This is a genomic window from Vibrio sp. IB15 (assembly GCF_016406055.1).
GTDB classification, from domain to species: domain Bacteria; phylum Pseudomonadota; class Gammaproteobacteria; order Enterobacterales; family Vibrionaceae; genus Vibrio; species Vibrio chagasii.
The window spans coordinates 1-6,926 of record NZ_JAEFCE010000103.1; the positions used below are offsets into that span (position 1 = coordinate 1).

3 protein-coding genes and 2 pseudogenes are annotated in these 6,926 nt (G+C 43.1%); 2 read left to right on the forward strand and 3 right to left on the reverse strand.

Features of this window, described 5'->3' with window-relative positions:
• Positions 1 to 327 precede the first annotated feature (327 nt).
• Positions 328 to 1,068, forward strand: a complete 741-nt coding sequence (locus tag JC606_RS22410; RefSeq protein WP_198779478.1) for a DUF481 domain-containing protein — start codon at positions 328 to 330, stop codon at positions 1,066 to 1,068.
• Between the two features lie 110 nt (positions 1,069 to 1,178).
• Here JC606_RS22410 and JC606_RS22415 read toward each other — a convergent pair whose 3' ends face one another.
• The 3 genes and pseudogenes from JC606_RS22415 to JC606_RS22425 form a co-directional block, all read right to left on the reverse strand.
• Positions 1,179 to 4,256 (reverse strand): efflux RND transporter permease subunit, encoded by a 3,078-nt coding sequence (locus tag JC606_RS22415; protein ID WP_198779476.1) that lies wholly within the window; start codon positions 4,254 to 4,256, stop codon positions 1,179 to 1,181.
• On the reverse strand, positions 4,243 to 5,514 hold the full coding sequence (locus tag JC606_RS22420) for an efflux RND transporter periplasmic adaptor subunit (RefSeq protein ID WP_198779477.1): 1,272 nt from the start codon (positions 5,512 to 5,514) through the stop codon (positions 4,243 to 4,245). Before JC606_RS22420 ends, JC606_RS22415 begins: the two co-directional genes overlap by 14 nt.
• A gap of 191 nt (positions 5,515 to 5,705) precedes the next feature.
• Positions 5,706 to 6,036: pseudogene (locus JC606_RS22425) on the reverse strand (outer membrane protein transport protein); the annotation flags it as partial.
• Between the two features lie 86 nt (positions 6,037 to 6,122).
• Between JC606_RS22425 and JC606_RS23720 the strand changes: the two are divergent.
• Positions 6,123 to 6,773, forward strand: a pseudogene (locus tag JC606_RS23720) (winged helix-turn-helix domain-containing protein).
• The last annotated feature ends 153 nt before the right edge of the window (positions 6,774 to 6,926 follow it).

Below are 6,926 nucleotides of genomic sequence, written 5' to 3' on the forward strand. Positions count from 1 at the left end.
GTGCACTTGCATACCTTTACTCGTTTCCTTGCAATACTAGGGGAGTCCATATACGAGTCCTTCGTACACCTGGAAGATTTTAATCCTCATCGAGGAGACGGTTTCTCAGCAATTCAAACCATCTTTTCACCTTTACCTATCGCGTCGTAACTCACTCGAGTTTCCGATTCACTCTCTGACAACTCACATGGCTAACACTTGGTTAGCTATGTGAGACCACTAATAAACTTACTAGCTATGCCGACTTGCTCTATTTCAACAACAAAACACCCTTCAACTAATACAACTCTAGGCAGACGTTGTTTCAACACCTTACCTTTGGTCGCTTTGGTTTTATCGGTACAAGTATTCGCAGAAGAGACCGAACTTGTCGATGAGCCTGTACTCAATGAAGAACAAGAAGACGAATCCCCTTTCACGACGTTAACTAAGTTGGGGTTTATATACTCTCAGAACACCAGTTCATCCTTGTCTATCAATTCCGGGATATCCGTAGGCTACAAAAAGGAAAATTGGGGACAACGCGTGCAGTTCGATACTTATTACACGGATGCTGAAAATGATGAAGATGGAACGAATCGCTATACCACTACATATGGGGTTAGCTATTACTTAAATGACGTCACCTATTTAGTTGCAACAACACGTTTTGAACACGACCACTATGGCACCTATCGTAAGCAGTTCATTACCGCTACCGGGCTTGGTCGCCATTTCTACGACACCGAGAGAATCAAGCTTCAAGCGCCTGCGGGTCCGGGTTATCGAATCAGTAAACGCCAATCTTCTGATGAAGAGTTTCCAAACAAAGAGAACTACGAGCTTATTGCTAATGCTAGTATCGATGGCTCCTTAACGCTCACTGAAACGTTTTCTTTGGGTGCTACGGCTAACATGGCCTATGGTGAAGAAAACACGAACTACAACCTTAAAGGCTATCTAAAAAACATTCTTATGGGTAACTTAGCGCTCACATTCGATACTGAATACATCTATAACACCACTGTTGCCTCAGACCAAAGCAATAGTGAGATCTATAGTTCAATGAATCTAAACTACGATTTCTAACCATACTGTTTGCTCTGCCCCCTAATCTCGTAACTCCGGATAACAAAAGGCCCTCACAATGAGGGCCTTAATGCATCTAAAAGCGATTAACTTCTATCTCTGATATACCATTACGCTGTTTTTGATCTCAAGCGTGCTAGCACATCCATCTGCTCTAAGTTTGCCATCCCAACATACGCGACAGGTACCAAAAACAGTGAGAAGAAAGTTCCGACCGTTAAGCCGCCCACCAATACTAAACCGATGTTGATACGACCGAGAGAACCAGGCCCATCGGCCAAGGCTAAAGGTAACGAGCCTAGGATCATCGTCAACGACGTCATTAAGATAGGACGCAATCTTGAACGTGCACTTCTGATCGCGGCTTCTTTTGCACTTGCGCCTGATTTACGTTTCTCATTGGCGAATTCCACCAATAGGATGCCGTGTTTCGTCACAAGGCCCACCAGCGTCAGTAAACCGATCTTCGAGTAGATGTTTAGGCTTTGACCAAACACCGATAACGTCAAAATCGCACCAACAATACACAAAGGAACGGTGAGCAAAATGATCATCGGGTCGACAAAACTTTCAAACTGCGCTGCCAAAATCAAGAAGATGAAAACCAACGCTAATACGAATAGCACCTGCGCACCAGCTGTAGAATCCACAAGGTCTTTAACAATACCGTTGAATTCGTAGCTCTGTGCTGGTTTCAATAGGCTTGGCACCGTGTCGTCGATATATGCTTTTACATCACTTGCGGTATATCCCGGCATAAGATCAGCGTTAATTTCAGCGCTGTCTTGTCCCATGAAAGTCTTAAAGTTCGATTCCGATGTTACTTGCTTGATGGAAACAAACTGAGATAGAGGAAGCCTTTGTCCCGATTGTGAATCCACATACAATTTATCCAAAACTTTGAAATCACCAAGATCCTTCAGATTCACTTGTACTTGGATTGGGTATGTATAGCCGTCATCCGCTTGTAAATCGGCAGCTTTCACTGAGCCCAAAAAAGTCGACAACGCGTTGGTAACATTTCCGTAATCCACCCCAGATAACACAATCGCATTGCGGTCAATCGATAAGTCATAGCGCAGCTGGTCGCGTAGCATTGAGTTTTTAACGTTAGTGACACCCTCATAATCCTCAAGAGCCTCCACCACTTTGCTCGCTGTTTCAGACAAAGCGCCGGTATCACGATTCACAGTTGTAAGCTCAAGAATCATGTTAGTCGCAATATTCAAGTTATCCGCTGAACGAACCTTGAAAGACATACCATAAGCCGAAACTGAGCTTTGCGCTTTGGCAATAAACTCATTCACTAATTCATCTGCAGACTGGTCACGCTCTCCCCATGGTTTTAGTAGAACATGATTGGTCGGTGTGCCTTCAATGTAAGACAGGTTCGCTTCAACTGAATCATCGCCTTTAAATACGCTGTTTAACTGTTCATTGTTATCAAGGTGATATTGACGACCAACACCCGTTGGTGGTGTTGAGGTAACCTCCACAAAACCGGTATCTTCTGTTGGTAACAGTACTTGAGGCATCTTCCAAACGGCTAATGCAGACAACGCTATTAGCATTAAAGCGATACCGCTCATTAGTGCTTTACGATCAAACCACTTACCGAGCTCTTTAGTGTATCGGTCAGACAACACGTTGAGCTTTGCATCGACCTTTTGATACCACTTTGCAGGCGTCGAGACAGGCTTCATCAAATAAGCGCTCATCATTGGTGAGAGCGTCAACGCGACAAACCCTGAAATGATCACAGCAGCTGCAAGTGTGAAAGCAAATTGTCTGAACAGATCGGCGGTCAGGCCAGCCATCAAGCCGATTGGCAAATAAACAACGGCCAAAATCAATGTCATAGCAATTACTGGGAAGACGATCTCTCGACACCCTTTAATCGCAGCGTTGAACGGAGTTTCACCCTCTTCGATATGACGGTAACAGTTTTCCGCGACAACAATCGCATCATCGACCACCAGGCCAATCGCCAGAATGATCGCCAAGATAGTCAGGACATTGATACTAAACCCAAGTAAATGCATCACCGCAAATACACCAATCACACACACAGGAATGGTAATGATCGGAATAGAAGCAACGCGTACAGAGCCAAGGAAAAGAACAACAACGGCGGAAACAAGGACAATAGCCTCGACCAAAGTCATAAAGCCTTCATCAATAGCCGCTTTGATAAAGTCAGCTTGGTTATAAACCATTTTCATCTCGATGCCTTCAGGCAGTTGAGGCTGAATTAGGTCGATTTGCTTTTTAACTTTATTAGCAACCGTTACTGGGTTTTCGCTTTTAAGAGGCAAGACCTGAATCGACATCGCTAAGTTGTCGTCAACACGAAGAATACTTGGTGTTAGGCTTTCTTCTCCCATTTTGACTTCGGCGATATCGCCAATACGAATGATCTTTCCGTTATCGACACGTACCACTAAGTCTCGGACATCATCAACGCTGGTCACTTGATTAACCGGGTTAATAGAGAAGTCTCGAACCTGACCTTTAATAGTACCCGCGGTAAATGTCGCGTTGTAAGAACTCAGCGTACCTACCACATCAGAAGCACTCATGTTGAGCGCCATCATGCGATCCGGTTGAAGCCAAACCCTCATCGCTTTTTGGCTACCACCGTATGGTCCCCAAATACCACCTACACCTTGAATATGTTTAAACTGAGGTACAACTTGTTGGCTAATGTAGTCGTACATATCTTGTTTAGACATTTTGCCAGTGTTCACAAACGTGATGATATTACTTGGCATACTGGTGTCTGATGAGTCATCGGTAACCGTTGGTTTATCGGTCATGCTCGGCGGGAAATCGCCAATGGCTTCAACACTACTGCGAAGATTGTTCATCAGGCTTGTGTATTCAACGTCATCAACATCATCTTCGAAGATGATTTTTAAATTACAGGTGCCTTCCTGACAGTCCGTAGTCATAGTCTTCACGCTATCAAGGCCTGTAGCAGCAGTAATTAGTTTGTCCGCAACATTGCGCGACATAAACTCTGCACTCGCACCATTAATCGCAGCCGTTACTGTTGCTGAAGGTGTTTTGTGTTCAGGGAAATACTGAATCGATAGCTTCTGAAATGACAACATGCCAAGTAATACGATGGCGATACTCAACACTGAAGCAAAAACAGGATGCTTAATACAAATCTCAGGAAGCTTCATTCGTGCTCTCCTTCGTTATCGCTTCCTTGCTGTTTGATTGACCGTTTTGCTCAGCAGTCACCTTAGTTTTGTTGGCTGCATTTGGCTCTTCTTCTGCATCTTTTGAGCCGTCAGTCCAATCAACGGTCGGCTCCACTGGATATTGTTCATCAAGTAGTGTTTCAGTGGTTTGTTCAATAGGTTCCGTTACCTTTTGAGGCATCAACTCTACTGTTTTTTGCTCGACATCCGGGTTCATAACCTTAACCAAAGAGGCTTTCTTTAGGTTTTGCTGGCCCGTAACTACTACGTTATCACCTAGCTGTAACCCTTTTTCGACAATGACATACCCATCATTAGTATTTACACCGAGCTCAACGATTCGTTGTTCAATGTTGTTTCCATTGACTACCCAAACAAAACGCTCTGCATCTTTGGCTTGGACCGCGTTTTGAGAGACAACCATTTTCGTTGAGTCTTCACTGGTCATTTGGCTCACCTTGGCAAACATGCCCGGAACCAAGCGATGCTCTGGATTGGTTACGTGCGCGTGAACCTCTACTCGACCTGAGCTTTCGTCAACAGCCGGAGCAATGTAGTCTACGACGCCAGAGAAAGCCTCATCAGTAAATGCATCAACTTGGATCGATACATTCTGTCCCAGCTTTGCATTACCAAGGTCCGATTGCCCAATTGAATACTGGACTTCAACTGGATCAAGCTTGATCAAACTAACCAAGGCCGTTGAACTATCAATTTTGCTACCCACAGAGTGGTTGAAGTTCGTTAGCTGGCCATCAAAAGGCGCTACCAATAGATAGTCATTCATTAGTGCTTCTTTCTGACGGAAGTCAGCGGCCGCGAGATTCGCTTGTTCTTTTAGCTCTTCAACGTCTTGCTGAGACATTGAATCCGGTTGCTTTTTCAGTAGCTCTTGTACTCGCTTTAATTTTGACTTTGCAAGCGCCAACGAGCTTCTAGCTTTATCTAAATCGGCTTTCGCTTTGGTGTTATCTAGTTGAGCAATCAGCTCACCTTTCTTAACCGAGTCTCCATCTTTGAAATGGATTTCGAGAATTTTATCGGAAGCGCTAAAGGTCAATGCAGCAGAATCTGTTGCTCTAATTTTGCCAACTTCGTTGATTGAAGAAGTGAATGCTTGTTTGTGAGCCTTTTCAATGGTCACTGGAATCAGGGGCGAGTCTTCGGCAAATGTGGGAGTGATATGTAAGGCAAACAGAGCCAAAAAGATTGTTTTACTAAGCTTTGTAAATTTCATTTTTAATAACCATAACCGTCAAATTCATCTGAATTAAACGTTTTCTAAGCAGCTATTTTTTACTTAATGAGCTTCCAGCTATTTAAATAATGCTAAAACAGCTAATAATGAGAATTGGGCTCAACTCACTGTCGAACCCTGCAATGTTTATATAATTCCTAAATTTTTCGTTCTAAACTCCAAAGTAAAAGTTAAAAACGATGTTGATATTGAACACCAAGTAAAAAAGCGTCAACGCTCGCAACTGCCGTTATATTGGAACTTGTTCCTAGAACCTTCGTCAGGCTTTCGTCAATATTTTGTGATTCTCCAATTATAAAACCAGTACCTACATCAATAGAGTTGCCATCCGTGAAGTGGTAAGTTCCGCCAACAGTCATCCTGTAACGAGTGGAGATTTACATCTGGTATCGATAAATAGGTTAACTTGTCGGTTGGAGAGATGTCATACAAGTAACCCGCTCATAAAACGATATCTTTCGACATTGTGTAAGTACCACCCACCGAGACATGCCCCGCATCGAGAGATTGATCAGCGAGTGTTTCTTTATTTCCTATCATCAGCGTGTAACTCACATTAGAAATATCGATACCACTATCCATAAAAACTGCACCAACAGATAACACAGGTTGTTCGATGTACGCTATGGCTGCACTATCCGATTGGTTCTCATGAATCAGAGCTCCTTAAATTTTTATCTCAAAACCTAACGAGGTGAACACACTACAAGCCCTGATTTAATAAGTTTGGGTATCTAAAGGTACTTGCGTTGAAGATAGAAGCCTAATGCAAGCCATCCCAGTCTGAAAGAAAGTACTAGAAGATAAGAGTGGAATGATCATGCCACTCAGCGTGGCAAAGGATTTAGATTTACAGGTCAAGAAACCTAAGATAAAGAAGGTGGACTTCGTAAGATTCAAGCGCAAGCAAAGCAAGATTCACAACAAACACTAGAAGCGGTTCCGATAGAAGAAGCAACACGAGCAACCACAACTCCTACGAAAAAGAACAGTAACATGCTGACGTTGGTTGGGGTATTTATTGTTGTAGCCTTGTTATCCCAGTATCTATTTTCTTACTTAGATCGAAATATCTTAGCTGAAAGACTAACAGGGAAGCACTTTACCTCTTGTAAAAAAGAAACCGACGAGTTCACATTTAAAAACTTTATAACGTAACGCATTACGAATATAAGGGACGCAAGTTCATCATCGATAATTCAGGAAAACCTTTGAGCTTCCATAGCGAATTTAAGTAACTCAGCGTGGCATGATACATTTCTGCAAGAAAGTAATGTGTGTTGATCTGCCAGCCTATTCTAATTCGGAACCTGAGTTGTACATCATTAGATATCATGACCCTGTAAATAATTCTGTGTAACTGTCGGGGTTACATATATTCAGTGAGTCGG

Bases quoted from the DNA above. Each gene is read 5' to 3' on its own strand.
- JC606_RS22415 (WP_198779476.1), bottom strand. From the start codon at position 4,256: ATGAAGCTTCCTGAGATTTGTATTAAGCATCCTGTTTTTGCTTCAGTG.
- JC606_RS22420 (WP_198779477.1), bottom strand. From the start codon at position 5,514: ATGAAATTTACAAAGCTTAGTAAAACAATCTTTTTGGCTCTGTTTGCC.